This is a genomic window from Desulfovibrio sp. MES5 (genome assembly GCF_002237645.1).
Taxonomy (GTDB): Bacteria; Desulfobacterota; Desulfovibrionia; order Desulfovibrionales; family Desulfovibrionaceae; genus Desulfovibrio.
In genome coordinates this window covers 1-23,010 of record NZ_MJUZ01000006.1, presented here as the reverse complement: position 1 = coordinate 23,010, position 23,010 = coordinate 1, and the positions used below count along the sequence as shown (strand labels likewise).

At 62.7% G+C, this 23,010-nt stretch carries 22 protein-coding genes; 9 read left to right on the top strand and 13 right to left on the bottom strand.

Annotated elements, in window-relative coordinates; genetic code table 11:
* Positions 1 to 209: 209 nt before the first annotated feature.
* The 11 genes from BCS36_RS01900 to BCS36_RS01850 all read right to left on the bottom strand — a co-directional run bounded on the left by BCS36_RS01900 (position 210) and on the right by BCS36_RS01850 (position 8,714).
* A complete protein-coding gene (locus tag BCS36_RS01900) occupies positions 210 to 884 on the bottom strand; it encodes a hypothetical protein (protein ID WP_291301238.1) in 675 nt (224 codons plus the stop codon).
* A complete protein-coding gene (locus BCS36_RS01895; RefSeq protein WP_291301237.1) occupies positions 874 to 1,218 on the bottom strand; it encodes a hypothetical protein in 345 nt (114 codons plus the stop codon). Before BCS36_RS01895 ends, BCS36_RS01900 begins: the two co-directional genes overlap by 11 nt.
* Positions 1,218 to 3,173 carry a portal protein gene (locus BCS36_RS01890; protein WP_291301236.1) on the bottom strand — a complete coding sequence of 652 codons (1,956 nt, stop codon included), beginning with the start codon at positions 3,171 to 3,173 and terminating at the stop codon, positions 1,218 to 1,220. The genes BCS36_RS01895 and BCS36_RS01890 overlap by 1 nt, the downstream gene beginning before the upstream one ends.
* 2 nt (positions 3,174 to 3,175) lie before the next feature.
* Positions 3,176 to 4,123, bottom strand: a complete 948-nt coding sequence (locus BCS36_RS01885) for a hypothetical protein (protein WP_291301235.1) — start codon at positions 4,121 to 4,123, stop codon at positions 3,176 to 3,178.
* Positions 4,123 to 5,511, bottom strand: coding sequence for a hypothetical protein (locus BCS36_RS01880; RefSeq protein WP_291301234.1), 1,389 nt, complete (start codon positions 5,509 to 5,511; stop codon positions 4,123 to 4,125). Before BCS36_RS01880 ends, BCS36_RS01885 begins: the two co-directional genes overlap by 1 nt.
* A gap of 97 nt (positions 5,512 to 5,608) precedes the next feature.
* Positions 5,609 to 5,893, bottom strand: coding sequence for a hypothetical protein (locus tag BCS36_RS01875; protein WP_291301233.1), 285 nt, complete (start codon positions 5,891 to 5,893; stop codon positions 5,609 to 5,611).
* Positions 5,893 to 6,312: a hypothetical protein gene (locus BCS36_RS01870; protein ID WP_291301232.1), complete on the bottom strand. Its 420-nt coding sequence runs from the start codon at positions 6,310 to 6,312 to the stop codon at positions 5,893 to 5,895. The genes BCS36_RS01875 and BCS36_RS01870 overlap by 1 nt, the downstream gene beginning before the upstream one ends.
* Before the next feature lie 220 nt (positions 6,313 to 6,532).
* Positions 6,533 to 6,844, bottom strand: a complete 312-nt coding sequence (locus BCS36_RS01865; RefSeq protein WP_291301231.1) for a hypothetical protein — start codon at positions 6,842 to 6,844, stop codon at positions 6,533 to 6,535.
* Complete coding sequence (locus BCS36_RS01860; protein ID WP_291301230.1) at positions 6,844 to 7,527, bottom strand: glycosyl hydrolase 108 family protein; 684 nt, start codon at positions 7,525 to 7,527, stop codon at positions 6,844 to 6,846. The genes BCS36_RS01865 and BCS36_RS01860 overlap by 1 nt, the downstream gene beginning before the upstream one ends.
* Before the next feature lie 241 nt (positions 7,528 to 7,768).
* Entirely contained in the window at positions 7,769 to 8,419 is a 651-nt protein-coding gene (locus tag BCS36_RS01855) for a Mor transcription activator family protein (protein ID WP_291301229.1), read from the bottom strand.
* Positions 8,406 to 8,714, bottom strand: a complete 309-nt coding sequence (locus BCS36_RS01850) for a hypothetical protein (RefSeq protein WP_291301228.1) — start codon at positions 8,712 to 8,714, stop codon at positions 8,406 to 8,408. Before BCS36_RS01850 ends, BCS36_RS01855 begins: the two co-directional genes overlap by 14 nt.
* Positions 8,715 to 9,022: 308 nt before the next feature.
* On the opposite strand from BCS36_RS01850, the gene BCS36_RS01845 reads away from it, so the two are divergent.
* The gene (locus BCS36_RS01845) at positions 9,023 to 9,694 is read left to right on the top strand and encodes a S24 family peptidase (RefSeq protein WP_291301227.1); all 672 of its coding nucleotides are present in this window, start codon (positions 9,023 to 9,025) and stop codon (positions 9,692 to 9,694) included.
* A gap of 543 nt (positions 9,695 to 10,237) precedes the next feature.
* Here BCS36_RS01845 and BCS36_RS01840 read toward each other — a convergent pair.
* Positions 10,238 to 10,507 (bottom strand): hypothetical protein, encoded by a 270-nt coding sequence (locus tag BCS36_RS01840; protein ID WP_291301226.1) that lies wholly within the window; start codon positions 10,505 to 10,507, stop codon positions 10,238 to 10,240.
* A gap of 200 nt (positions 10,508 to 10,707) precedes the next feature.
* On the opposite strand from BCS36_RS01840, the gene BCS36_RS01835 reads away from it, so the two are divergent.
* Complete coding sequence (locus BCS36_RS01835; RefSeq protein WP_291301225.1) at positions 10,708 to 11,151, top strand: NirD/YgiW/YdeI family stress tolerance protein; 444 nt, start codon at positions 10,708 to 10,710, stop codon at positions 11,149 to 11,151.
* Between the two features lie 269 nt (positions 11,152 to 11,420).
* On the opposite strand, the gene BCS36_RS01830 is transcribed toward BCS36_RS01835, so the two are convergent.
* The gene (locus BCS36_RS01830) at positions 11,421 to 11,702 is read right to left on the bottom strand and encodes a hypothetical protein (RefSeq protein WP_291301224.1); all 282 of its coding nucleotides are present in this window, start codon (positions 11,700 to 11,702) and stop codon (positions 11,421 to 11,423) included.
* Positions 11,703 to 11,776: 74 nt separating this feature from the next.
* On the opposite strand from BCS36_RS01830, the gene BCS36_RS01825 reads away from it, so the two are divergent.
* From BCS36_RS01825 to BCS36_RS01795, 7 genes are read left to right on the top strand one after another with little or no spacing between them, the layout of a single operon-like run.
* Positions 11,777 to 12,148: a YgiW/YdeI family stress tolerance OB fold protein gene (locus BCS36_RS01825; RefSeq protein ID WP_291301223.1), complete on the top strand. Its 372-nt coding sequence runs from the start codon at positions 11,777 to 11,779 to the stop codon at positions 12,146 to 12,148.
* Between the two features lie 53 nt (positions 12,149 to 12,201).
* On the top strand, positions 12,202 to 12,606 hold the full coding sequence (locus BCS36_RS01820) for a NirD/YgiW/YdeI family stress tolerance protein (protein WP_291301222.1): 405 nt from the start codon (positions 12,202 to 12,204) through the stop codon (positions 12,604 to 12,606).
* A 3-nt stretch (positions 12,607 to 12,609) separates the two neighbouring features.
* Positions 12,610 to 13,443 (top strand): response regulator transcription factor, encoded by an 834-nt coding sequence (locus tag BCS36_RS01815; RefSeq protein ID WP_291301221.1) that lies wholly within the window; start codon positions 12,610 to 12,612, stop codon positions 13,441 to 13,443.
* On the top strand, positions 13,443 to 15,095 hold the full coding sequence (locus BCS36_RS01810; protein ID WP_291301220.1) for a HAMP domain-containing sensor histidine kinase: 1,653 nt from the start codon (positions 13,443 to 13,445) through the stop codon (positions 15,093 to 15,095). The genes BCS36_RS01815 and BCS36_RS01810 overlap by 1 nt, the downstream gene beginning before the upstream one ends.
* On the top strand, positions 15,095 to 16,420 hold the full coding sequence (locus tag BCS36_RS01805) for an MdtA/MuxA family multidrug efflux RND transporter periplasmic adaptor subunit (RefSeq protein WP_291301219.1): 1,326 nt from the start codon (positions 15,095 to 15,097) through the stop codon (positions 16,418 to 16,420). The genes BCS36_RS01810 and BCS36_RS01805 overlap by 1 nt, the downstream gene beginning before the upstream one ends.
* A 41-nt stretch (positions 16,421 to 16,461) precedes the next feature.
* On the top strand, positions 16,462 to 19,641 hold the full coding sequence (locus tag BCS36_RS01800) for an MdtB/MuxB family multidrug efflux RND transporter permease subunit (RefSeq protein ID WP_291301218.1): 3,180 nt from the start codon (positions 16,462 to 16,464) through the stop codon (positions 19,639 to 19,641).
* The gene (locus BCS36_RS01795) at positions 19,638 to 22,925 is read left to right on the top strand and encodes an efflux RND transporter permease subunit (protein WP_291301217.1); all 3,288 of its coding nucleotides are present in this window, start codon (positions 19,638 to 19,640) and stop codon (positions 22,923 to 22,925) included. Before BCS36_RS01800 ends, BCS36_RS01795 begins: the two co-directional genes overlap by 4 nt.
* The last annotated feature ends 85 nt before the right edge of the window (positions 22,926 to 23,010 follow it).

Genomic DNA, 23,010 nt, shown 5'->3' with positions numbered 1-23,010 from the left:
ACAGTGGTGGAGCGCCTGCTGAAGCCGTGAGCGTGCAGCAGAAAGGATTTCTGCTTGGAGCAGGATGTTGATGATTGCCTGCCCGCAGGGTGCGCAAACCGATGCCACTCGAATGCGCAACCTTGTGCGCCAAGCGCCCATGGCGGCCTGATGGCAGGCGGGAAAACTCCGCTTACAACAGCAGCGTGTTCAGGAGGGGGCGGATCGGGCTACTTGCGTGAGCTCCAGCCAGCGTACATGCGTTCCTCAAGGGGCGGCATGCCGCCGCCCGGCTCGCCGCGCACCAGGCTGTCTTCCATAAGCGCGTCAGCCACCCGGTTGAAAAAGCGCAGCACCTCCGGGTGGTTGCCATAGCCGCTTTCTTCAAGCAGCCTGCCGATGTGCCTGCCCTGATCAAAGCGGTCCAGAGCCAGCTGGGCGCGGGCCACATTGGCGGCCATATGAACGCCGCCAAGCTGCGGATCCTGCGCCACTTCCTCACGCCACTGGCTGACCTGCTTTTGCCACTGCTCGTGCCGGGCGGCTTCGTGCTGGCGCATGTGCTGCTCTATCTGGCGGTTAAGCAGTTCCTGCCCTGTGGCGGCGTTGCCGTTCTGGGCCGAATTCTGATCCGGGTTCTGGCCCTCTTTTGGGGCGGAGCCATGCCCTGTATTGGGGCCGGAATTGGAGCCGGAATTCTGGTCAACGGCAGAGCCTGCCGCGCTGCCGGTCATCCTGCCATGGCTGCCATGGCTGCTTTGGCCGCCATGCCCGCCAGAATTTGCCGTAGCGTCGGAACTGCCCGAAACGCCGAGCCAGGTGTTTCCCCCTGTCGAAGCGTTTGCCGATGCAGCGCCGGGAGTGCTGTTCTGTGCCGATGCGGGAGTAAAAGCGTCATATGTCATGTTCATCCTCTCTGTTCTCAAGCAGTTTCGGCAAATTGCCGGGGTCGGAGCGTTGCACAAGGTGCAGCAGGGTCATGCCCACATAGCGGCGGCCCTCGGCAAAGCTGAGGCGCACGGCATCATGCGCTCCCGGTGCGCCGCAGTCGCCATTGGCAAGATTCAGGGCGCTGAAGCACTGGCACTGGTGGACGAGCCAGCGCAGGAACAGTCGCCCCTGCCGCTGGGCCATGAGACTGTTGACGGCGTCGCGCAGCTGGCGCTCTGCCGCCTCCATCCGCTGGCGGGCTTCCCCTTCCTGCCGGTGCGCCTGTTCGTACGGGGCGAATATGTCCATCAGGGCGTCTCCTGCGGCGCGTCACGCCGGGCTTCTTCCGCAGCATTCGGGGCCGGGGGAATGCTTTTTGCCTCCTGGCCGCCAAACTCGCCAGCTCCGCCAACCCGGGCAATCCCGCCAATCCCGCCAAACTCGGCAGTCCCACCAGTAACGCCAGTCCCGACAGCCCCGTTGGTCTGCGTCTGGGCCGCACGCCCCAGCAGGGCCACAAGGCCGTCAAGTACCGTGCCCTGCCTGCCCTGCGGGTCAGTGAGCGGGCTTTGGGCAAGCCGCTGCACAAGGTCCGCGCCCTGTTTCAGGGTATCTGTCAGGGCCGCATTGCGTGCGGCTTCGGCTCTGGCGGCGCGCATCTGCTCCCGTTCCTCAAGGGAGCGTGTGAGGCTCACGGGCAGGCCGAGGCTGTCGGCGTAATTGTCGAGCAGATGGTCCACGTTGACGGTGTCCAGAGCCTCGGGCCAGGCCGAGGAAGCCCTGAGGGTCAGGGCCAGATACTGGTCCGCCGCGCTGACGCCCACCAGTTTTTGCGCCTGAGCCAGCAGTGAGACGAATTCCACCTTGAGGCGTCGCCCTGCCAGTTCGGGCGGGCAGGGGGGCAGCATGTCCAGTTCGCGCATGCATTCAAACGTTCTGTCCATAAGCGGGATAAAGAGTTCGTCGTGCAGGCGTTCCAGCACGGGGCCGATGAGAACCAGCTTTTCTTCCTCACGGGCGGCTATTTCGCTGGCGGTCACGCCGCTGCGGCCCTCAAGGATGAGTTTGAAAAGGTCGTTGTAGAGCCCTGACCTGATCTGGTTTTGCACGGATTCCATAGCGCGCCGGGCTGTGGACAGGTCAGGGTTGACCTGCAGCAGCGGCGTCGCCGCCTGCGGGCTCTGGCCGGGGGCGCTGTCCACATAGTTGATGCCGCCGGGGGTCAGATCCAGCCCCACGGAGCGCAAGCCCGCCGACACGCTCATGGGCGGGTCCACAGCCTTGTGGATGGCCTTGAGCGTGGTGATGCCCATCTGTTGCAGCATGCGGCAGTCGGGCAGGGCGTCCATTGCTGGCGAACGCCCGTATACGTCATTGCCCGCCACATCCCAGCGCGGGCCGAAACCGGGAAAATGCCTGAAGCCCGATTCACGCAAGGGGTGTTCGCCGCCGTCCCGTCCCTCAAGCCAGTAGACCGACGCCACGGGCATGTGCATGGCCGCGAGCATGCCGGGCTGGCAGTCCACACGCGGATACACGGCCTGAATGACGCTGCGCCTTTCGTCCGCGTTGCGGCTGGCCGCCTCGCGCAGGGATTCGGGCAGGGCGGAAAGGCCGAAGGTCTGCACGATCTGGCGCAGCGTCATGCTTGAACGGCGAAAAACCGTGTCCACCTTGCGGGCGGCGTCGCAGTCCAGCACATATTCGCCGGCGCAGAGCGGCATAAAGCGGAAGCCCTGCGTGGGATCAGCCAGTTCAAAGGTAAAGGCCGTGCCAAAGGTCGCCAGCTCCGCATACAGGGTGTGCATGGCGTTGTAGAAGTTGCAGCGGTGGAAGACAGCGCGCATGCGCGCGGCCACCTCGTCCAGCCATGCCTGGCCGGGACGGCTGCGGGCCAGATCCGCATCGTCCAGCCCCAGCCGGAACCAGGGGCGGGCAGGGCTGGTCAGGCCGCCCTGAAGTCCGGCGGCCAGCGTGCGCATGGCCAGAATGCCCGTGGCGTCCACAAGGCCGCTGTTGAGCATGGGGCCTTCCTGATCCTCCTGCCCCTGCTGCCGCAGGCGGCAGCGCGTGGGCAGAAAGTGGTCGGCAAGGCTCTGCCATGCCGTGTCCCAGGGGGCACGGCGGCGCAAAAGGGCCTGATACCTGCGGGCCAGAGAAGGCACGTCCGCGCGCACCAGCGGATAGTCCCGCTCGCCGTCCGTGCGTTCAGTGACTGCCCCGGACGGCGGCGGCAGTGTCGTACTGTAGGATGACCGCAACATGTCTATTGCCCCAACAGGGTTTTTTGCGTGGCGTCCGCCCGGTTGAGCGGGCTTGTGTAGACCGAGGCGTTGATGCCTGCGGCCTTGCTGGCCTTGTCCTTCTGCGCCTGACGGGCGGCGGTGGCAGCCTCTGTGACAGATTTTTGCACCTCCGGCTTGGGCGCGGGGGTAACTTCAGGAACACTGGGGGAACTGTAACCTCCACCAAAACCCATAACGGCCTCCCTGGCTCTTGTTCGTTCTGCAAGATCACGCGGCGTGCAGAGCACCAGCACGCCGTCCACATGACACTGTTTGCGGGCGTGCCAGCAGGCTTGCGGCAGGCGGCCCATGACGTGAAAACCGCAAGCTTCGGCCAGCCGCCATGCGTGGCGATTGGGCGCGGGGCACAGGCCCGCAATGGCGGCGCAGTCCAGATGGGCGAAAGCCCAGGCCAGGCCGCCGTGCGCCATGCGGACGGCCAGATGCGCGGCAGGGCGGAAGGTGGTGAAGTCAAACTCCCACACCTTGCCCCGACGCGGTGTGAACAGGGCGCAGCCCAGCATGGACGCAGCGCCGGGGTCGGTGGCGTCAGAAAGCGCCGCCAAAGCAGATGAGCGCTGTGTCGTGCGGGAGGGCCGCATACCTGCGGACAATTCATTTGCGGCCAGTTCACTTGCGTACAACCCACACGGAACCATTTGACTGTCCGGGCCGTTGGGGTCGGGGCTGGCCGTCAAATCGTATCTGGGTTGCGCCGCGGGCCCGCTCTTGCCTCGGGGGTCGTTGTCTTCAGCAGCGTGGCAGCAGAGCAGCAGCCCACGCCGGGGCGAAGTGATGCGCCGCCAGTCAGCCAGCGTGGGCGCGGCAAGCGCGCTCATGGCGCAGTTAAGCAGCCCCTCGGCCTGCATGCGTAAAAAGATGGCGTCCCGCTGGGCTCGGCTGACGGCTGGCGCATAGTTAAGAAGCATCAGGAGCCTCCAAAGACATCGTAATGGGTTTTGGCGCGGCGCTGGCCGCCATGCGCGTCCTGTGGCGGACGAAATCCCGTGGCCGCGTAGCGCAGGGCGTCTGCCGCGTGGCTTGTCCAGTCGTGCAGGGGGCCGGAACCTGCCGCCTGCTGCCCTGGCCGCCATTGCCGTCTGTAGGCCCGCAGGGCCTTGACGCCCCCCGCGCAAAAAACGGCGTCAAACCAGCAGCGGGGCAGGCGGCGGCGCACGGCGTCAATTCCGTCGGCCAGACTCAGGGACGGAGCCAGGGTAAAGCGGATGCCCAGCTGAGCCGCGCTTTCCCACCGGCTTTGACCTGTGCCCAGCTCGCGCACGCGGATGTCGTGCGGGGCCAGATGCGTGCCGTAGGTAAAGCCCCGGCCCACCATGCCAGACTGGCCGTCCAGCGGCGCTTGCCCTGCCGGGCGCGCCTTTTGGGCCAGCACGCCCGCGTAGTGGGCAAGGCCCTCGCCCGATGCTTCGTAGTAGTCCACAAAGCGCCACTGGCCCGAAGGCTCCACCTGAAAAAACCAGATGGCCGTGGCGTCATCCATGCCGAGATCCCAGGCCGTGTGCACGGGCAGTTCCGGCGCGCAGGGCAGCGGGATAATGCGGCCCTCGCGGTCGGCGGCGTCCATCAGGGGCGCGTAGTAGGCCCCGCGCACGGCGGCGGCAAAGGAGCATTCAAACTCCTGCATGTATTCGGCTTCGTCCATGCTGCGCCGCGCGGCCGCCAGTTCAACCTGGGGCAGGTAGCCTGTCAGCGAGGCCGGGAACCGGAAGCGCGACCACAACCCTTCCGTGTCGGCTCCGGCCTGCTGCCAGACATCGTAAAGCAGGTTGTCCGTGCCCTGCGGCGTGCCGCAGAACAGCGCCCGGCCCAGACGGTCTGCCAGCATGGGGCGGAAAATCTGCGTCCAGACCTGACGCGGCATGTCGGCGGGTTCGTCCAGCACAAGATCGTCCAGATACAGACCGCGCAGGGCAGGGGCGTTCTCGGTGCCGAGCAGCCGTATGCGGCCTCCGGTGGGCAAAACGCATACAAGCTCGCTTTCCAGAAAGCGCGAACCGGGTATGGCTCCGGCAAAGCGCTTGCAGTAATCCCAGGCCACGGCTTTCGCCTGCCCCTGGAATGGCGCGGCATAGGCGGCCCGCCAGTCTTCACGGCCAGAGACAAGCGCCTGCCGGATGAGATCATTGACCGCCGCCACGGTTTTGCCGAAACGCCTGTGGCAGAGCAGCACGCAGAAGCGCTTGCGCTCCTCGTGAAACTGCCATTGCAGGGGGCGCGGACTGTAGGGGATGACATGCGGCATAAGCGTTGAAGCCTCCTGTGTGGTCTGGATCAGACTGGCGTTCAAAGGATTCACGTTGCAGTGAGGCCAGCTCGTTTGGGATCCGCCTGCCTGCCAGGGGGCAGCCTGCCAGAAGGTCGTCAGCCTGGGGCCGTCTGCCAGAAGACATCTGTCAAGGGGCCACGGTGGCTTCTGACGAGGACCCCTTGCCAGACGATGAACTGGGCGGGCCGCCCCACACCACCACGACCTTGGGCGGCGCATCGGGCGCGTCTTCCTCGCGCAATGAACGTAAAATTGCGTGCAGCTCTTTTATTTCCTTGACGATATCAATGCTTTTTCCGGCAATTTCAGCCTCGCCCAGTGTGCGCGTGAGCAGATCAAGGCGTTGCTCCAGGCTGTCCAGCAGGCGCGAGCTTTTCCGCGTTTTTCTGCTGCGAGGGCTTGAGGCGGGCATCAGTGGTTTTCTCCATTGGCGCCAATGCCGGACGTGCGCAAAAAAGCGCCTTGCCGGACAGGCGGAATGAGGTGCAGGCGGTCCTCCTGCCGTTCCAGACTGTGTTCCAGCCGTTCCAGAAGCCGATCCAGGCCGGAAATGCGAATGTTCAGGGCCTGTATTTCGCCGCGCAGGGTCGAAAGTTCGTTGTGCAGGCCTGCCAGATCGGCATTGTCCGGCGTGAGGCGCAGGGTTTCTTCCAGAGCGCTGATGCGGCGGCAGGCGGCGGCCTCGCGCCGGGCATCACGCTGTATGTGCAAAAGGTAGTCGTCCTGCCGCACAAAGGCGCGGCGCAGGCTCCAGAGCGCCCAGGCAAAAAGCCCCTGAACGCCAAGCACCAGCAGGGATGCGCCGGATGAAGAAAAAATATCCATAGTCATGATGATCTCCATTGTGCTGCGTTTGAACATGCCGCACTACCGCAGTCCCGCAGTCCCGCAGTCTCGCAGTACCGCAGCCCCGTGGGCCGCGCCGCGTGTTGCATGCGGCTTTCCAGGCGCGGGCTTTCAGGATGCAATAGCCAGGGGGCTGGTTATCTGGGCTTGGACGTGTCGGTCGCGTTTTTTCAGGGCGTCGTTTTTTGCAGCCGCGTCGCCCCTGTCAAAATCCCAGTCCCAGCATGCCCAAAAGAAGGGCCATGACCTGATCCAGGGCCGAGGGCGGCAGTTTGTCGCCCCATCCGGCGAAAAACAGCGGCACGATAACCAGACGCCCTACGACCTCCCAGCAAAACAGCAGGGCCAGCACCCAGCCAAGAAACGAACGCCACAGGCGCATGCGGCTGGCTGGCGCGCCAGAAACCTCAGCCTCATTGATACGGCTCTGGGCCTCGTTCTGCCGGTTGCGGTCGGGCACGATCCTGTCCGCGAGGCCCGTGAGGCCGCCAAGAAGTTTGCCAAGCAACATCCACATCAGCCGTCCTCCCTTTCCAGTTCAGCCAGATACTGGTTCAAGGCTTTGACCCGGTTGCGCCACCCCGCCAGAAACACCTGCATGGAGGGCCGCCGCGCGGCAAGGTCACGGTAAAAAGCATCACGCAGGCGCAGTACCTGACGGGCCGCGAACCAGTGTTTGCCGCCCTGTTCCAGCGCCTCAGCCAGTTGGCCCGTGCGCGGCCCCATGATGCCGTCTTCGGCAATGGGCACGTAGCGGTCGAGCTCAGATTCCCCCACAGTGTTCATGGCCCGCTGCATCTGGCGCACGGCCCGGGCCGGGCCCATGTTCACGGCGCCGTCATACAGGGTCACGGCCAGGGGCAGGGGAAGCCCGCCGCAGCCGAGCTTGTCCCAGAAGTGTTTTTTGAACAGAGCGGCGGCCTGCGCCCTGGTGCAGGCGCGGATGTCGTCAGCGTCCACATCGCCGTCCATGTCCATATCAAGGCTGGCATAGCCGCACCTGGGGGTGCGCGCATCGGAGCAGCCGTCACAGCTGCGGGCCTGACGCAGGCAGTCCTCGCGGGCCTGGCGGGCCAGGTCCTGAACCCAGCGCAGTGAAACGCCGTACATGGTCAGGCCGCCGGGGTCAGCGGGATGGTCGGAAAGGCCGCCTTCCCATCGGGCGGTGAAGTCGTGGGCTTTTTGAAAAAATGCGGTCATGGCATGTTCTCCCGGTCATGATGGCTGTGAGCGTTGCGCCTCCGTCATCGGCGGCGTGGGTACAACATGCCAAAAAGGCGGCTCGCGGTAAGACTGAACGGGTTCAGCACCGCTATTTCCCCGGCTGGCGCGGGTCGGGACTGTGCAGACCCCCCTTTCAGGCCAAAAATGAAATAAAAAAAGCCCACGATTTCGCGGGCTTATAAATATTTTTGCCTGTGCAGTTTGGTGTTTTTACTATTTATTGCAGATGGTTATCTTGATTTTCTTTTTGTGTGCCCAGTTCTTTGAACTCGTGGAGCAAATGGCCCTGCGCCGGAGCTGAGGCCACTTTTTTGAGGATTTTCCATACCTGACGGTCAGACAGCCCATGCCGCCGGGCCAGACAGGCCACGGCAGCGGTGCTGCTTGTGCCCTGTGCGGTATGGCGGGAAAAGGTCTCAATGATCTCCTGCTGGCGGAGTTTGGTGAGCACGGAAGAACAGCGCGGCACGTACAGCGGGGTTCCGCCAAAGGCCGCCACCAGTCTGGCCGCGCAGCGCCTCCCCAACCGGCGGCACAGGGGATGATGGCGCTCCGCAGGTATGACGGCGGGCACACGGATGGTCTGCCCGCCATAGGTATCAAGCAGTCGCCAGAGGTCGTCCAGCCGTCCTTTTTCCTGCCCACCCAGGGCATGCCATATTTGCCGCATGTTTTCGGGCAAATGCTCCAGCAGTTGTTGCCAGCGCTTTTTCTGATCCGCCTTCAGCAGGGCCTGTCCCCACGAACGCCGCCCGCCAGAAGCCGCTGGTCGCGGTGTTTTGCCTTGGGGCGTGGGCGCGGCGCTGGCCGTGCGGGCAGAAGAGTAAATGCGGGCAGGGGCCGCGCCGGATGCGCTACTGGCGTACATGACCCACCTCTTGAAATCTCCGCGCGGTTCCGTCAGCGGCCGCCATGTGCGAACTCTCCGCCAGGCGCGAAGCATCCGTAACGGGCGGGAATGCGGCCAGCCGGGATGTGCCGGGCGTGGGCGTGCCTGAGGGCATGTGCGGCGGGCAGAGCGCCTCTTCGTCCATGCAGCGGACAAGCAGACGCAGGTGGTCACCCAGCAGGCGCAGCACAGGTTTTTGGGCGGGGAGGGCGTTGTTTTGCAAAATGTCCAGCACAGCGCTTACGGTTTCGATGTTGTTATTAAATTCTGACATGCTATGCTCCCTGAAGTGAATATGGAATGTCGTGCTATGGGAAGATTTATAATTTTTTATTTTAACGAGCAAGGGAAAAGTTTTTAATTAAAAGAAAAGATTTATAATGCTGTTATTTATATGTTTTATTTTACATAAGGCCAGATTTTAGGGCAAAAATCCTAGCTATACGCTGCGATTTTGCGCTGTTTTAAAAGAAAAGATTGTAAGATCGAGAAAAAGTGGATATGGTCTGGGCGGGTGAATAAAACCTTTCAAGAGTTTTTAAAGAAAAGTTTTAAAACGGTACTTTTGCCAATGGAAGCGCCATGAAAACAGCAGCAGGAGTGAATTTGTCCAGAATCTTCGCGCAGCGTTTGCGCCAGCGGCGCGAGACTCTTGGCCTGCACAAGCAGGATGTGGCCAACGAGGTAGGGGTAAGCCTGACCACCATTCAGCAATACGAAAAAGGGCAGATGCCCAAGGGCGAGTTTGCGGTGCGTCTGGCTGAGGCGCTGGACTGTTCCCTTGACTGGCTGTTGGCTGGCAAGGAGGCCGTTGACGACGGCGGCGCGGGCGAGGCCAGGCTGGTCATGGTGCCCATGGTGGAAGCCAGGCTTTCCGCTGGCAGGGGCAGCTTTGAAACGGGCGGCGAGGTGCTGCGGCACTATGCTTTTCGCTGGGATTTTCTCCACCGCAAGGGCAACCCATCGCAGATGGTCCTTCTGCGCGTTTCGGGCGACAGCATGCAACCGCAGATCATGCACAATGACGTTGTGCTCATAGACCAGGGGCAGCGCGATCCCGTGCCGGGCCGCATCTATGCGGTGGGCGTGGAAGATATGGTGTACCTCAAGGTGGTCAACGCCATGCCGGGCAGGCTCATTCTGACAAGCTTCAATCCCGACTATGCGCCCATAGAGGCGGATACCGGCGAACAGCTAGCTGATCTCGTGCGCGTTATAGGGCGCGCCGTGTGGGTGGGGCGGGAACTGGACTGAGCCGGAAGCTGGACTGGGAAGGGAGCAGGGCTGGGCCGGGAGCAGGACTGAGACGGAAGCAGGGCTGGGCCAGTCAGGACGGCCTGGGCTGCGCGGCTACAGGGCCGTGGCAATAATCCCGCGCGGGTGCTGCGAGCGCTGCGCCGGATATGACAGCTACGCCGGTTACGCCGAATACACCGGAGATGGCGGACACGAACGCCACACCGAAAACGCCGGATACGCCGGATACGCCGGATACGAAGCCTGCCAGAGGCGGCACTGCGTTGCCCGCAGGGGGCAGAGCCTTGCCCGCAGTGCGCGCGCGTCAGGGGTTGTCAGGTCTGATTTTTTTTGCAGGCTGACTTTCGCGATCAGGCTTCGTGCCAGACTTTGGCGACCAGACCATACGCAAAAAGCCGCATGGCGGCCTTGGTGCAGCGTGCTGTAGAGCGGCTTTGCGGGCTTGATGAAGTCCCGACCTTCCGGCTAGAGCAGTTTACCAATGAAATGAGTTAACTGCTCTGCAAAGGATTTTCAGAAAAATCCTTGCCCCGAGATGCTTCAGGGCTTGAGGGGCGGACGCGGGTTTGCCACAGGCGCGGGGCTGGCGTCCATTTCATTGGCGCTGGCCAGGTTGCGGTTCCAGGCCCGGATGGCCGCCCCCTGCGAGACAGACCATTGCTGTGAGGTCTGTCCACATGAGCAAACCACCCGCCAGACTTCCTGCCGCCTTCCTGGTGGCAACATGGATTCCAGATAAACATTGGTGCCGCCGCAAGCGAGGCAAGGGCGAATCGTGTGTGGGTCAAGCTCTTTCATGCCCAGCAGCATAGCAGCTTTGGCGAGTGTCCACAAGAAGTACGTGGCGGCAGTCCGTCAGGGCTGTGCCGGGTCGTGCCTCAATGTTTTTTGCGTCTTTTTGGGTGGCGCATGTCTTCCTAACGCTTTGCTGACGCCCCGTGGCGCAGGTTGTATCTGCGTGGCGCGTCATGCGCCCCCACAGCGTGATAGACAAAATTTCTGGAGGATTTATGCGTTATGTTCTCGTTCTGATTATGGCTGCCGCCATTGTCCTGCCTGTCCAGGCGGCCAATGCCGCTGAAAACACCGCCTCCGTAAGCGACTCCCAGGGCGTTGCGGCCCCGGCTCCCCACAAGGTCAAAGCCAGGGCCCCGCACGAAAAAGGCCAGGGCGCGGCAAAGCTGCAGGAAGTGGATACCGTCGCCAAGGCGTTGACGGCTCCCAACAAGAGCCCGGCCTTGATCGTGGGCACCATTGTGGAAAAGGTCGACGGTCAAAAGAACCGCTATATTGTTGAGGACGGCACTGGCCGCATGACGGCTGCCATCGGTCCCAAGGCCCTCAAGGGCGCGAATCTGGCCCCCGGCACAAAGGTTCGCCTCAAGGGCAGAATCAGGGTGGCCGCCGACAAGGCTCCTGTTATGGGAGTCAGGGCTGTGCACCTTATCAAGTAAATTTTTTCTGTCCCGTGGCGGACGGGACGCCTCCTGCCCTGCGGTCCGCTTTATGCCGCAGGGCCCGCAAATTCCGGCTTCATATCGCGTGGTGTATTTTGATGGCTTTTGAGCTGTCCCACATGAAAAGCCGCGCAATTGTCTTGCGCTAAACCGCAAAAAAAACCACGCTGAAATAAAGATGCTGGCCATATGCCGCACGCAGACATGCGGGACACGGCCATATGCAGCTACGGCCAGTCTGTGATGGTCAGGCGGACACGACCAGGCTATAATAACCAGACGTATGCGGCCAGGCACAGTGCCACACGCACGCGGCAGGCCACGGCCTTGGGGCAAGCGCCTATGGGCGTCGCCAGACGGCCCGCTCTTTGTGGCAGCCATACGAACTGCCCTGCAATCGGCTTGCAACATGGCCCTGCAACCCCGGCGGCGCTGCCCGGGCCAGCCAGAGCCAACCGGCCAGCCAGAACCAGCCCAGCCAGAGCCAGTCGGACTAGTCGTACTGGCCGAACTGCCGGGCCGCGCACCTTCACAGCTATGAAAAACAAGGATAACAGCTACCGCATGAGGGGCTTCAAAACAGCAAGCCCAAAAGCGGAAGCACAACATATAGGATACTGCCATGCGTATAGCACTTTTATTGATGTTGCTCCTTCTGGCCGTACCGGCCCACGCAGCCTTTGAGGGCCCTGGCGCTGGAGGCTTCAAGGGCCCCACGGTGGGCGTTGAAATAACTTCAGTCAAGCAGGCGCTGGAGGGCAAAGACGATGCCCCGGTGCTGCTTACCGGAAAGATTGTCGGCCGCAAGGCTGGCAGTGATGATAAATACATCTTCAGGGATGCCACGGGTGAAATAATCGTGGATATCGACACAGAGGTCTTTGCTGGCCGCACTGTCACTCCTGAAAAAACCGTGAAGCTCTCCGGAAAGCTGGACAAGGACCTGATGGAACCCGTCAAGGTCGATGTCCAGGTTCTGGAAATCCTGAACTGATCGTGCTGCGTGGCCGGGTTTGCATCCGGCCACGCCATGTATGGAGAATGTTTATGCGAGTGTTGGCAGTGCTGCTGGCCCTGACCATAGGTTTCGCCGGGGGGGCCTTTTCTGGCGGAACTGTGTGGGCTTCGGGCTTTGAAGGCCCCGGCGTGGCGGCCACCGTTACCCGCGCCGCTGATGTGCTTGGCGCGCAGGACGATGCGCCCTGCGTGCTTGAAGGGCATATTGTTGAAAAGCTGCCCCGCCGTAAAAATCGCTACCTGTTTGAGGACCACAGCGGCAAGATCATTGTGGAAATCAAGAATGAGGTGTTCGGACACCTTACGGTGACGCCGCACGACAAGGTGCGCCTGCTCGGCCATATAGACTGGAACCGCAAGCGCCCCAATGAGGTTCAGGTGGACGCACTGGCAATCATCGGCACTGTGGACGCACACGATTCGCCGGGACGGTAATCCATGCCGCGCTCTCTTCTGCTTGTGGAAGATAACGAGGACATCCTCGCCAATCTCTACGCCTTTCTTGAGCCTATGGGCTATGTTCTGGACTGTGCCCGCAACGGCAAGGCCGGGCTTCAGATGGCCCTTGAGCAAGATTTTGACTGCATCGTGCTGGACGTCATGCTGCCGGGGCTGGACGGCGTGAGTCTGTGCCGCCGTCTGCGGCAGGAGCACAAATGCGTCACGCCCGTCATCATGCTTACGGCGCGTGATGCCGTGGCCGACAGGGTGACTGGGCTTGAGGCCGGTGCTGACGACTATCTGGTCAAGCCTTTTGCCTTCAGGGAACTGGAGGCGCGCATCCGGGCCTTGCTGCGGCGGGGCCGCATGCAGAGCGTCACGGGAATGGACAAGGGCGGACTGTGGACCTGCGCCGACCTCACGCTGAACGATGAGGAGCATTGGGCCGAGCGTCAGGGGCGGCGGCTGCGTCTGAGCCCCACGGGATTCCGTATTCTCAAGGAACTGCTGCGCGCTGCTCCGGGGCTTGTGCGCCGTCAGCATCTGGAACAGCTGCTGTGGGGCGACGAACCGCCGGAAGGCAGCGCGCTGCGCACCCATATTCATGAATTGCGGCGCGAGCTGGACAAACCCTTTGGCCTGCCCCTGCTGCATACGGTGCCGCACGTGGGCTACCGCCTGAGTCCCGATCCCGCCGACGGCGGCGCGGCCGATCCTGCGGAAAATGAGGCTTCATCTGGCCCGTCCTGTCCGCCTCACCCGGCTGGCCCGTCTCGTTCGGTTGATCCGTCCAGCCTGGCCAACGCCTGTACTGACAAGGATGTGGACTGATGGCTCCCGCTGCGTCCCCTTCGCCTGTTTCTTCCCGCACCAGGCCGCCAGCCCGAAGCCGCACCATTTTTGCGCGCCGGATTCTGGTGGCTTTCGTTTTTCTGGCCCTGGGCATGGGAACGGCCCTCAGTATCGTGGGGCATCTTTCCTTTGACTATCTGGGCACCTACCTGGTGGGCTGGCATGCCCGCCCGGTGATGGAAACCCTCATCGAGGCAGAAAAGCGCGCCTGGGAGGCTGAAGACAGCGGGCGCGACCAGCTGTATTACGGCGAAGACCTGGCTACGGCCATGCACTGGACGTTTCTGGTGGGCAAACAGGTGACGCCGCAGTGGCGCGACCTGCCCGACGGCCTGCACTTTGTGGAAAATGATGCCGAATTTGTTCTCATAGAGCGCCGCGACGGCGTGGAGTACATGCTCCGGGGCGGCACAGGCGGCTTTCAGGCGCTCAAGGACCGTCTCAACGGCATTCTGCTGCTCTGCGCGCTGGCCGGGCTGGCTGTGGCGGTGCTTCTGGCCGTGGTTTTGAGCCGCCGTCTTACCGATCCCCTGCGGCGGCTTACCCTGGCGGTGGAGGGGCGTCCCGCTGCGGGGATGGGCCGTATGGCCGTCGGCTCCGCAGCCGCGCGCGGCCCGGAATCCGGAATGCGGGGTGATCCGCCTGCCGGCCGGGCCATGACCGTGCTCGCCGCGCCCGCCGACATTCCCATGACAGATATGGATGACGAGATCGGCGTGCTGGCCCGCGCCATTGCCGCCCGCGAGGAGGCGCTTTGGCGTTTTGTACAGCGTGAGAGCCATTTTACCGGTGATGTGAGTCACGAGCTGCGCACGCCGCTCACGGTCATGCAGGGCGGGCTTGAAGTGCTGGAGATGCGCCTGGGACGCCTGCAGCAGGGTGAGGATCTGGCTCCCGTGGTCAGCAGGCTTCTGCGCACCACAGGCCGCATGAGCGATACGGTGCGCACGCTGCTGTTGCTGGCCCGCCGCCCTGAGGAAATACAGTTTCAGGTTTTGGACTGCGCCGCCTTGCTGCGGGAAGTCATAGGCGAAATGGAGCGCGAAGGGCTGGCGCGCGTGACGGAAGTGGCTGGCGCATCGGGCGATGCCTGCGCGGCAGGCTGTTTGCCCGACATGGTGGAGCTGATGCTGCGCAGCGGATATTGGCCTGAGCCGCAAGGCGGCGGTTCGTCAGCGCCGGAGCAGCCCCGCGAGGCGTCGGCACGACCGCGTCTTTTCGCGCCCCCCACGGTCGCTCTGGCCACGGCCATACCCGCCAACGCGCCAGCGCGCGCCCAGAGGGAACTGGCGATAATCATTTTCAAGAATTTGCTGGACAATGCCTGCAAGTACACAGAAAATGAGCGCGCTTTTGTGCTTCTGGAATCCGGCAGGATGCTGGTGGGCAACAAAGGCCGGACACCATGCGATGTCGATATTTTTGCGCGCGGCGTGCGCCGTCGCGCTGCCACTGACCACAACGCCGACGGGGATGGCGCAGGGTACGGGCTGGGGCTTTCTTTGGCCCAGCGCGCCTGCGAACGCCTCGGCTGGTTGCTTGAACTGCTGCCCTCCGCCGATACCGGAGCGGAAGAGATAACGGTGTTTCGCCTTATTTTTCCTCCGGCAGCCCAAGGAGAAAACGTGTAATGTCAGGTTCTCAGATCAGCCCTGTTCGCGGCATATTTTCGGGCCGCCGTAAGCTGGTGGCGGTGGTTCTGGTTCTGCTGGCCGTGGTGGCGGGCTGGAAGCTGCTGGGCAAGGGAGGCGGCCGCCCCGGCATGAGCATGGATGCTCCGCCAGTGCGCGTGGCCACGTCCCTGGCCCAGAATGTGCCGCATTTTCTTAACGGTCTTGGCACGGTGCTGCCGTCTGGCGACGTGCTTGTGACCAGCCGGGTTGACGGTCAACTGCTGCGCCTGCACTTTGCCGAAGGCCAGCGCGTGAAAGCCGGGGACCTGCTGGCGGAGATAGACCCGCGCCCCTTTCAGGCCAGCCTGGATCAGGCCCTGGGCAATCTTGCCAAAGACAAGGCCCAGCTTGAAAATGCCCGCAACGATCTTGCCCGGTACGCCAAACTTGCCCAGGGCAACTACATAGCGGCGCAGCAGTATGAAACGCAGCGCGCCCTGGTGAGGCAGTTTGAGGGCGTTGTGCGGGCCGATCAGGCCGCTGTGGATTCGGCCCGCCTGCAACTGGAATACAGCCGCGTTACCGCCCCCATCAGCGGGCGGCTCGGTCTGCGCAATGTGGACGAAGGCAACATGATCAAGGCTTCTGACGCCAACGGTCTTGTGCGCATCACTGAGATCAGCCCATGTGACGTCATTTTTACCCTTCCTGAAAGCCAGGTGCCGCTGGTGGTGCAGGCCCTGCGCCACAATGAGAGCTTGCCCGGTTCCCCGCCGCTGCTCGTTCAGGCATGGGACAGGGAGCAGAAGCGTCTTTTGGCCGTGGGGCAGCTTCTTTCGCTGGACAACCAGATAGACAGCGCCACAGGCACGGTGCGCCTCAAGGCCAGCTTTGCCAACAAGGACGGCGCTCTTTACCCCAACCAGTTCGTCAATGCGCGTCTGCTTGTGCGCATCCTGCCGGGAGCCGTCACCGTGCCAGCCTCTGCCGTGCAGTTGGGCACTCGCGGGGCCTACGTGTATGTGGTTCGCCAGGGTGAAAAAGGGCAGGATGAGGCGCAACTGCAGGTAGTGACGCCCGGCGTCAGCTCCGGCGGCCTGACTGTCATCGACAAGGGTCTGGAACCTGGCGAAAGAGTGGTGGTGGACGGTCTGGACCGCCTGCGGGACGGCACTGCCGTGCGTGTGACGGCCACAGTGGAAACGCCCAGGGCGGAGTCCGTGGACGGAACCGTCGCTGAAGACTCCGGCGCGGCCCAAAACGCCGCCCAAAATACCCCGCAGGCGCAGGGGAACGCGCCCACCGGCAGCACGCCGCCGCCCGAAGCCGGGCAGGCTCCGTAAAAACGCGGAGCGCCGCTTTTGCCGTACAGGACAATGCCGCCATGAATCTTTCGCGCATCTTCATTCTCCGGCCCATAGCCACGTCCCTGCTCATGGTGGCCCTGCTGCTGTCTGGCCTTCTGGGCTACCGTTACCTGCCGGTGGCGGCGCTGCCGCAGATAGACTATCCCACCATCCAGGTGCAGACGCTGTACCCCGGCGCTTCGCCCGACGTCATAGCCTCCGTGGTGACGGCCCCGCTGGAGCGCCAGTTCGGCACCATGTCGGGCCTTGTGCAGATGAGTTCGCTCTCGTCTGCCGGAGCTTCGGTCATTACCCTGCAATTCGACCTTGCTATGGCTCTGGACGTGGCGGAGCAGGAAGTGCAGGCCGCCATCAACGCGGCGAATAACCTGCTGCCTTCCGACCTGCCGACGCCCCCCATATACAACAAGGTCAACCCGGCGGACCCGCCCGTCATTACCCTCGCCGTCACCAGCGACGCCATGCCCCTGACCCGGCTGGAAGACCTGGTGGACACGCGCATGGCCCAGAAAATTTCGCAGTTGCCCGGCGTGGGACTGGTAACGCTTTCGGGCGGGCAGCGTCCCGCCGTGCGCGTGCAGATGAATCCCCGGGCGCTGGCCAACGCTGGCCTTACTCTCGCTGATGTGCGCACGGCCATAGCCAAGACCAACGTCAATGACGCCAAGGGCAGCTTTGACGGGCAGGAGCGCGCCAGCACCATCGACGCCAACGACCAGCTTGCATCGGCGGAGGAATACGCCAATGCCATCATAGGCTACAAGGACGGCGCTCCCCTGCGCCTCAAGGATGTGGCCGATGTGGTGGAAGGGGCCGAGAACGCACGTCTGGCGGCCTACGTCGCCGGCAACGGCATGAGCTTTCGCCCGGCCATCGTGCTTTCGGTGCAGCGGCAGCCGGGGGCCAACGTCATCGGCGTGGCCAACAGCGTGACGCGGCTTTTGCCCGTACTGCAGCAGACCCTGCCGGGCAATGTGGAAGTGCGCGTGGTTATGGACCGCACCACCACCATCCGCGCCACAGTGCATGACGTGCAGCTTGAACTGCTGCTGGCCGTGGCCCTGGTTATCTGGGTCATCTGGCTTTTCTTGCGCAACGCGCAGGCTACCATCATTCCCGCTCTGGCAGTGCCCCTGTCTCTGGTGGGATCGCTCGGCGTCATGCACCTTGCGGGGTATTCGCTCAACAACCTCACGCTCATGGCTCTTGTTATCGCCACAGGTTTTGTGGTGGACGACGCCATCGTGGTCATTGAAAACATTTCCCGCTATCTGGAGCAGGGCATGCGCCCGCGTGAGGCAGCGCTTACGGGCGCGGGGCAGATAGGCTTTACCATCATATCCCTGACCATTTCGCTGGTGGCCGTGCTTATTCCCCTGCTCTTCATGGGTGATGTGGTGGGCAGGCTGTTCAGGGAATTCGCCGTCACGCTGGCCGTGACCATTCTTATTTCTGCGGCCATATCACTGACGCTGACGCCCATGCTTTGCGCCGTCATGCTGCGGCCGGAGCGCCACGCAAGCCAGAAAAGCGAGGGTCGTTTTTTTGCCCGCCTGCTCCTGTGGTACGAGGGCAGGCTGGACTGGGTGCTGGCCCATCAAAAGTTCACCCTGGCCGTGGCCGTGGGCACCCTGGTGCTGACCGTGCTGCTGTATGTGCTGGTGCCCAAGGGATTTTTTCCCGTGCAGGACACGGGCGTCATACAGGGCGTGGCCGAAGCCCCGCAGGACACGTCCTTCAAGGCCATGGCCACACGACAGCGTGAGCTTGCCCAGGTCATTCTTGAAGACCCGGCAGTGGAAAGCGTGGTGTTTTTTGTGGGAGTGGACGGCATCAACCAGACCATGGCCACTTCGCGCCTGAGCATAGAGCTGCGCCCGCTTGATGACCGTGACGCCCGCGCGCCCGCCATAGCCCGGCGCATCATGAACAAGGCCGCCGCCCTGCCTGGCATGACGCTGTATCTGCAACCCGTGCAGGACCTGACCATTGAGGACCGCGTGTCCCGCAGCCAGTATCAGCTTACGGTGGAAGCTCTGGACAAGGCGCAGCTTGACGCCTGGGTGCGGCGGATGGTGGACGCCCTGCGCCAGCAGCCCCAGCTTGAGCTTGTGACCAGCGACTACCAGAACCCTGGCCGCATGGCCTGGCTCAATATCAACCGTGACGCGGCCGGAAGGCTCGGCATCAGCATGTCTGATATCGACAACGCCCTGTACGACGCTTTGGGCCAGCGCCTCATTTCCACCATATTTACCCAGACCAACCAATACAAGGTCGTGCTTGAGGTGGCTCCGCGCTTCCGTCAGGGGCCGCAGGACATTGAAAATATCTACGTCAAGGGCGGCGACGGCAAGCCCGTACCCCTCACCAGCATCGCCACGGTGGAGGAACGTCCCACTCAGCTTTCCATAGCGCGTCAGGGGCAGTTTCCCGTGGCGACCATATCCTTCAACGTGGCACAGGATTCTTCACTGGGCGCGGCTGTAAAGACCATCAACTCCACGTTTGAGGGTCTGCGATTGCCGGATTCGTTACGCATCCAGTTTCAGGGGGCTACCCAGGCCTTCGTGTCATCTACAAATAATCAGGTGTGGCTCATTCTGGCGGCCATTGTGACCATGTATATCGTGCTGGGCGTATTGTACGAAAGCTATATCCACCCCGTGACCATTCTTTCCACCCTGCCTTCTGCAGGCGTAGGGGCTTTGCTGGCCCTCATGCTGGGGGGCATGGAGCTGGGCGTGGTGGGCATTATCGGCATCATCCTGCTCATAGGCATTGTCAAAAAGAACGCCATCATGATGATAGACTTCGCCCTTGACGCCGAACGCAATGAGGGCAAAGAGCCGCTGGCCGCCATTCGTCAGGCCTGCCTGCTGCGCCTGCGGCCCATTCTCATGACGACCATGGCGGCCCTCTTGGGCGCGCTGCCCCTCATGGTGGGTTGGGGCATGGGCGCCGAGTTGCGGCGTCCCCTGGGCGTGACTATGGTGGGCGGCCTTATTGTCAGCCAGATGCTGACGCTTTTTACGACGCCAGTGATCTATCTGTGGTTCGACCGCTTAAGCCGCCGTGTGCGCGGCCAGGACGCGGGTGAACCGGGCGCCGCATCCGCAAGCCGGGCCGGGGGCCAGACCTCGGGCCACATTTCAGGCATGAACGCGCCCGCGCGGCCCGAAGAGGGCAGGTCATGAACCGCCCCCCGGAAGCCGGAACAGGCGGCAGGCCGGATACCCCCCGTGTGCGCAGAAAGCCGGAGCCCGGCCATCGGCTCGGCCCTCAGGTGCTGCCCCTGAATATTTCCGCGCCCTTTATCCGGCGGCCCGTGGCTACGGCCCTTCTGACCATAGCCATCACCCTGGCGGGCATTGTGGCCTTTGGGCTTTTGCCCGTGGCCCCACTGCCGGATACGGATTTTCCCGTGGTTATGGTGCGGGCCAACATGCCCGGCGCAGGGGCGGAAACCATGGCCGCCACGGTGGCCACGCCGCTGGAGCGGGCTTTGGGGCGCATCGCAGGGGTTACGGAAATGACCTCAAGCAGCAGTCTTGGCGCCACCCAGATTATTTTGCAGTTTGATCTCAACCGCAATATCGACGGCGCGGCCCGCGACGTGCAGTCGGCTATCAACGCGGCGAGTTCCACCCTGCCGACCATGCCGTCCAATCCCTCCTACCGTAAGGTGAACCCGGCGGGCGCTCCCATAATGATTCTGTCCATCACGTCGGACGTGCTGACCCGCTCGCAACTGTACGATGCGGCTTCCACGGTGCTGGCGCAAAAAATATCCCAGCTTGCTGGCGTGGGTGAAGTTATTGTGGGCGGCGGCGCGCTGCCTGCGGTGCGTGTGGAGGTCATCCCCGACGCCCTCAACAGGTTGGGCCTGAGCATGGCGGACGTGCGCAAGGCGCTCTCCTCAGCCAATGCCTATCTGCCCAAAGGGCAGATTGAAAGCGAGACGAACTACTGGCTGGTGAGCGCCAATGACCAGTTGCACAAGGCGGAAGAGTACAAGCCCCTCATCGTGGGCCGCAGCGGCGGCAGGGTCATACGTCTCGCAGATGTGGCGGAAGTGGTGGACAGCGCGCAGGACGTGCGCGCCATGGCTGTCTCCAACGGCAGACCTGCAGTGTTGCTTATCGTTTTTCGCTCGCCCGGCGCCAATATCATCGAGACTGTGGACAGGGTGAAAGAAATGCTGCCCCAGTTGCGCTCCTGGCTGCCGGAGAGCGCCGACCTTGATTTGCGCATGGACCGCTCGCTGACTATCCGCGCATCACTGCATGAAGTGGAAAAAAGCCTTGTGCTGGCCATGGCTCTTGTGGTGCTGGTGACGTTTCTTTTTCTGCGCAACGGGCGCGCCACCAGTATTCCGGCGGTGGCCGCGCCGGTGTCGCTCATTGCCACCTTTGGGGTCATGTACCTCTGCGGCTACAGTCTGGACAACCTTTCGCTCATGGCGCTCACTGTCTCCACGGGTTTTGTGGTGGACGACGCCATTGTGGTGCTTGAAAACATCGTTCGCCGTCTGGAACTTGGCGAAACCCCACTGCGGGCCGCCCTGCGCGGCGCACGGGAAGTGGGCTTTACCGTTGTGTCCATTTCTATTTCGCTGGTGGCGGTGTTCGCGCCCATTCTTTTTATGGGCGGCGTGGTGGGGCGGCTGTTCCGCGAATTTTCCGTGGTGCTGACCACGGCGGTGCTTGTTTCAATGGTGGTTTCACTCACCACCACGCCCATGATGTGCGCCAAGCTTTTGCGGCCCATGAACCAGAGCGCGCACGACGCCAGGGCCGCTGCCCAGGCGCAGCGGTTGTGCGCTGGCGGTCTTTGCGGCCTTGTGCGCAGATTCTTCGCCAGGCTGGGCGACGCGTGGGGCCGGGTGCTTTCGGGCATGCAGGCGGGCTACGCCAAAAGCCTGCCTGTGGTGCTGCGGCATACGCGCCTGACCATGTTTGTTCTGCTGCTCGTGGTGGCGGCCAATGTATGGATGTATATCACCGTGCCCAAGGGGTTTTTTCCCGAGCAGGACACGGGCGTCATCATGGGCGGCATCCGTGCCGACCAGAGCGCGTCCTTTCAGGCCATGCAGGTCAAGCTGGCCAAACTTGTGGAAATTATACGCGCGGACCCGGCGGTGCAGCAGGTTTCTGCCCATATTACCGGCGGGCGCGCGGGCGGTGGCGTCTTTATCGCCCTCAAGCCCCTGGCTGAGCGCAAGGTGAGCGCGCAGGCCGTCATAGGCAGGCTGCGCGGCAAGCTTTCCGGCGAACCCGGCTTGCAGATTTTTTTGCAGCCGTCGCAGGACATCATGATGGGCGGACGCGGTTCGCGTTCACAGTACCAGTACACCCTTCAGGCCGATAATCTGGATGATCTGCGCACCTGGGGCCGCCGCATGCAGCGGGAGCTTGCGTCACTGCCGCTCTTCAAGGATGTGGACAGCGATATTGAAGAGCGCGGCCTGCAAACGACGGTCACAGTCAACCGCGACGCCCTGGCACGGCACGGGCTGACCATGAAGGACGTAGATTCGGCCCTGGGCACTGCCTTTGGGCAAAGCCAGGTCTCCACCATTTACCGCGACAAGAACCAGTACCGCGTGGTGCTGGAATACGGGCCGGACTGGCTGCAAAGCGAAGAAGCCCTTGAAAAGGTCTACCTGCCGGGCAAAGAGGGATTGGTTCCCCTATTGAGCGTCGCCCATGTGGTTCCGTCCTTTGCGCCGCTCTCCGTCTCGCATCAGGGGCAGTTCGCCGCTGTGACCCTTTCCTTCAACCTTGCGCCGGGTTCGGCGCTTTCTCAGGCGCAGACGGCCATTGATGAGGCGCGGGTCAAGATCGGCATGCCCTCCACCATTGTGGGCAGCTTTCAGGGTACCGCCAAGATGTTCAGCGACACGGCAGGCAATCAGGTCATTCTTATTCTGGCGGCCCTGGCTGCGCTGTATATCGTTCTGGGCATGCTGTACGAAAGCCTCATCCATCCTCTGACCATTTTGTCCACGCTGCCTTCAGCCGGGGGCGGGGCCTTGCTGGCGCTCATGCTCTTCAAGATGGAGTTCAGCGTCATTGCCCTTATCGGCGTGTTGCTGCTGTGCGGCATCGTCAAAAAGAACGCCATCATGATGATCGACTTTGCCTTGGAGGCTTCGCGCAGCCGCAATCTGCCCCCGGACAAAGCCATCTATGAGGCATGTCTGCTGCGCTTTCGGCCCATCATGATGACCACCGCAGCCGCTATCCTCGGGGCCGTGCCTCTGATGCTGGGCCAGGGCGACGGAGCCGAGATCCGTCAGCCCCTTGGCGTGACCATTGTGGGCGGCCTTCTGGTGAGCCAGATTCTGACGCTCTATACCACGCCCGTGGTGTACCTGTGCCTTGACCGCGCCCGCCTGCGCGCGCGCCGCTGGTGGTGGCGCGTACGCTACGGCGAGGCCGTGGCGGGCAGATTGAGGGTTTTAAGCAAGAAGGCGTAGGCGCAGGCAGACGCAGATGCAGAGAGTGAAGCAACGCCGCCAAACGGAATAAATCAGCGTTTCCTTTGAAATGCCTCGGAAGAGC

Bases quoted from the DNA above. Each gene is read 5' to 3' on its own strand.
- BCS36_RS01900 (WP_291301238.1), bottom strand. From the start codon at position 884: ATGACATATGACGCTTTTACTCCCGCATCGGCACAGAACAGCACTCCC.
- BCS36_RS01895 (WP_291301237.1), bottom strand. From the start codon at position 1,218: ATGGACATATTCGCCCCGTACGAACAGGCGCACCGGCAGGAAGGGGAA.
- BCS36_RS01890 (WP_291301236.1), bottom strand. From the start codon at position 3,173: ATGTTGCGGTCATCCTACAGTACGACACTGCCGCCGCCGTCCGGGGCA.
- BCS36_RS01885 (WP_291301235.1), bottom strand. From the start codon at position 4,123: ATGCTTCTTAACTATGCGCCAGCCGTCAGCCGAGCCCAGCGGGACGCC.
- BCS36_RS01875 (WP_291301233.1), bottom strand. From the start codon at position 5,893: ATGCCCGCCTCAAGCCCTCGCAGCAGAAAAACGCGGAAAAGCTCGCGC.
- BCS36_RS01870 (WP_291301232.1), bottom strand. From the start codon at position 6,312: ATGACTATGGATATTTTTTCTTCATCCGGCGCATCCCTGCTGGTGCTT.
- BCS36_RS01865 (WP_291301231.1), bottom strand. From the start codon at position 6,844: ATGTGGATGTTGCTTGGCAAACTTCTTGGCGGCCTCACGGGCCTCGCG.
- BCS36_RS01860 (WP_291301230.1), bottom strand. From the start codon at position 7,527: ATGACCGCATTTTTTCAAAAAGCCCACGACTTCACCGCCCGATGGGAA.
- BCS36_RS01855 (WP_291301229.1), bottom strand. From the start codon at position 8,419: ATGTACGCCAGTAGCGCATCCGGCGCGGCCCCTGCCCGCATTTACTCT.
- BCS36_RS01850 (WP_291301228.1), bottom strand. From the start codon at position 8,714: ATGTCAGAATTTAATAACAACATCGAAACCGTAAGCGCTGTGCTGGAC.
- BCS36_RS01845 (WP_291301227.1), top strand. From the start codon at position 9,023: ATGAAAACAGCAGCAGGAGTGAATTTGTCCAGAATCTTCGCGCAGCGT.
- BCS36_RS01840 (WP_291301226.1), bottom strand. From the start codon at position 10,507: ATGCTGCTGGGCATGAAAGAGCTTGACCCACACACGATTCGCCCTTGC.
- BCS36_RS01835 (WP_291301225.1), top strand. From the start codon at position 10,708: ATGCGTTATGTTCTCGTTCTGATTATGGCTGCCGCCATTGTCCTGCCT.
- BCS36_RS01825 (WP_291301223.1), top strand. From the start codon at position 11,777: ATGCGTATAGCACTTTTATTGATGTTGCTCCTTCTGGCCGTACCGGCC.
- BCS36_RS01820 (WP_291301222.1), top strand. From the start codon at position 12,202: ATGCGAGTGTTGGCAGTGCTGCTGGCCCTGACCATAGGTTTCGCCGGG.
- BCS36_RS01815 (WP_291301221.1), top strand. From the start codon at position 12,610: ATGCCGCGCTCTCTTCTGCTTGTGGAAGATAACGAGGACATCCTCGCC.
- BCS36_RS01810 (WP_291301220.1), top strand. From the start codon at position 13,443: ATGGCTCCCGCTGCGTCCCCTTCGCCTGTTTCTTCCCGCACCAGGCCG.
- BCS36_RS01805 (WP_291301219.1), top strand. From the start codon at position 15,095: ATGTCAGGTTCTCAGATCAGCCCTGTTCGCGGCATATTTTCGGGCCGC.
- BCS36_RS01800 (WP_291301218.1), top strand. From the start codon at position 16,462: ATGAATCTTTCGCGCATCTTCATTCTCCGGCCCATAGCCACGTCCCTG.
- BCS36_RS01795 (WP_291301217.1), top strand. From the start codon at position 19,638: ATGAACCGCCCCCCGGAAGCCGGAACAGGCGGCAGGCCGGATACCCCC.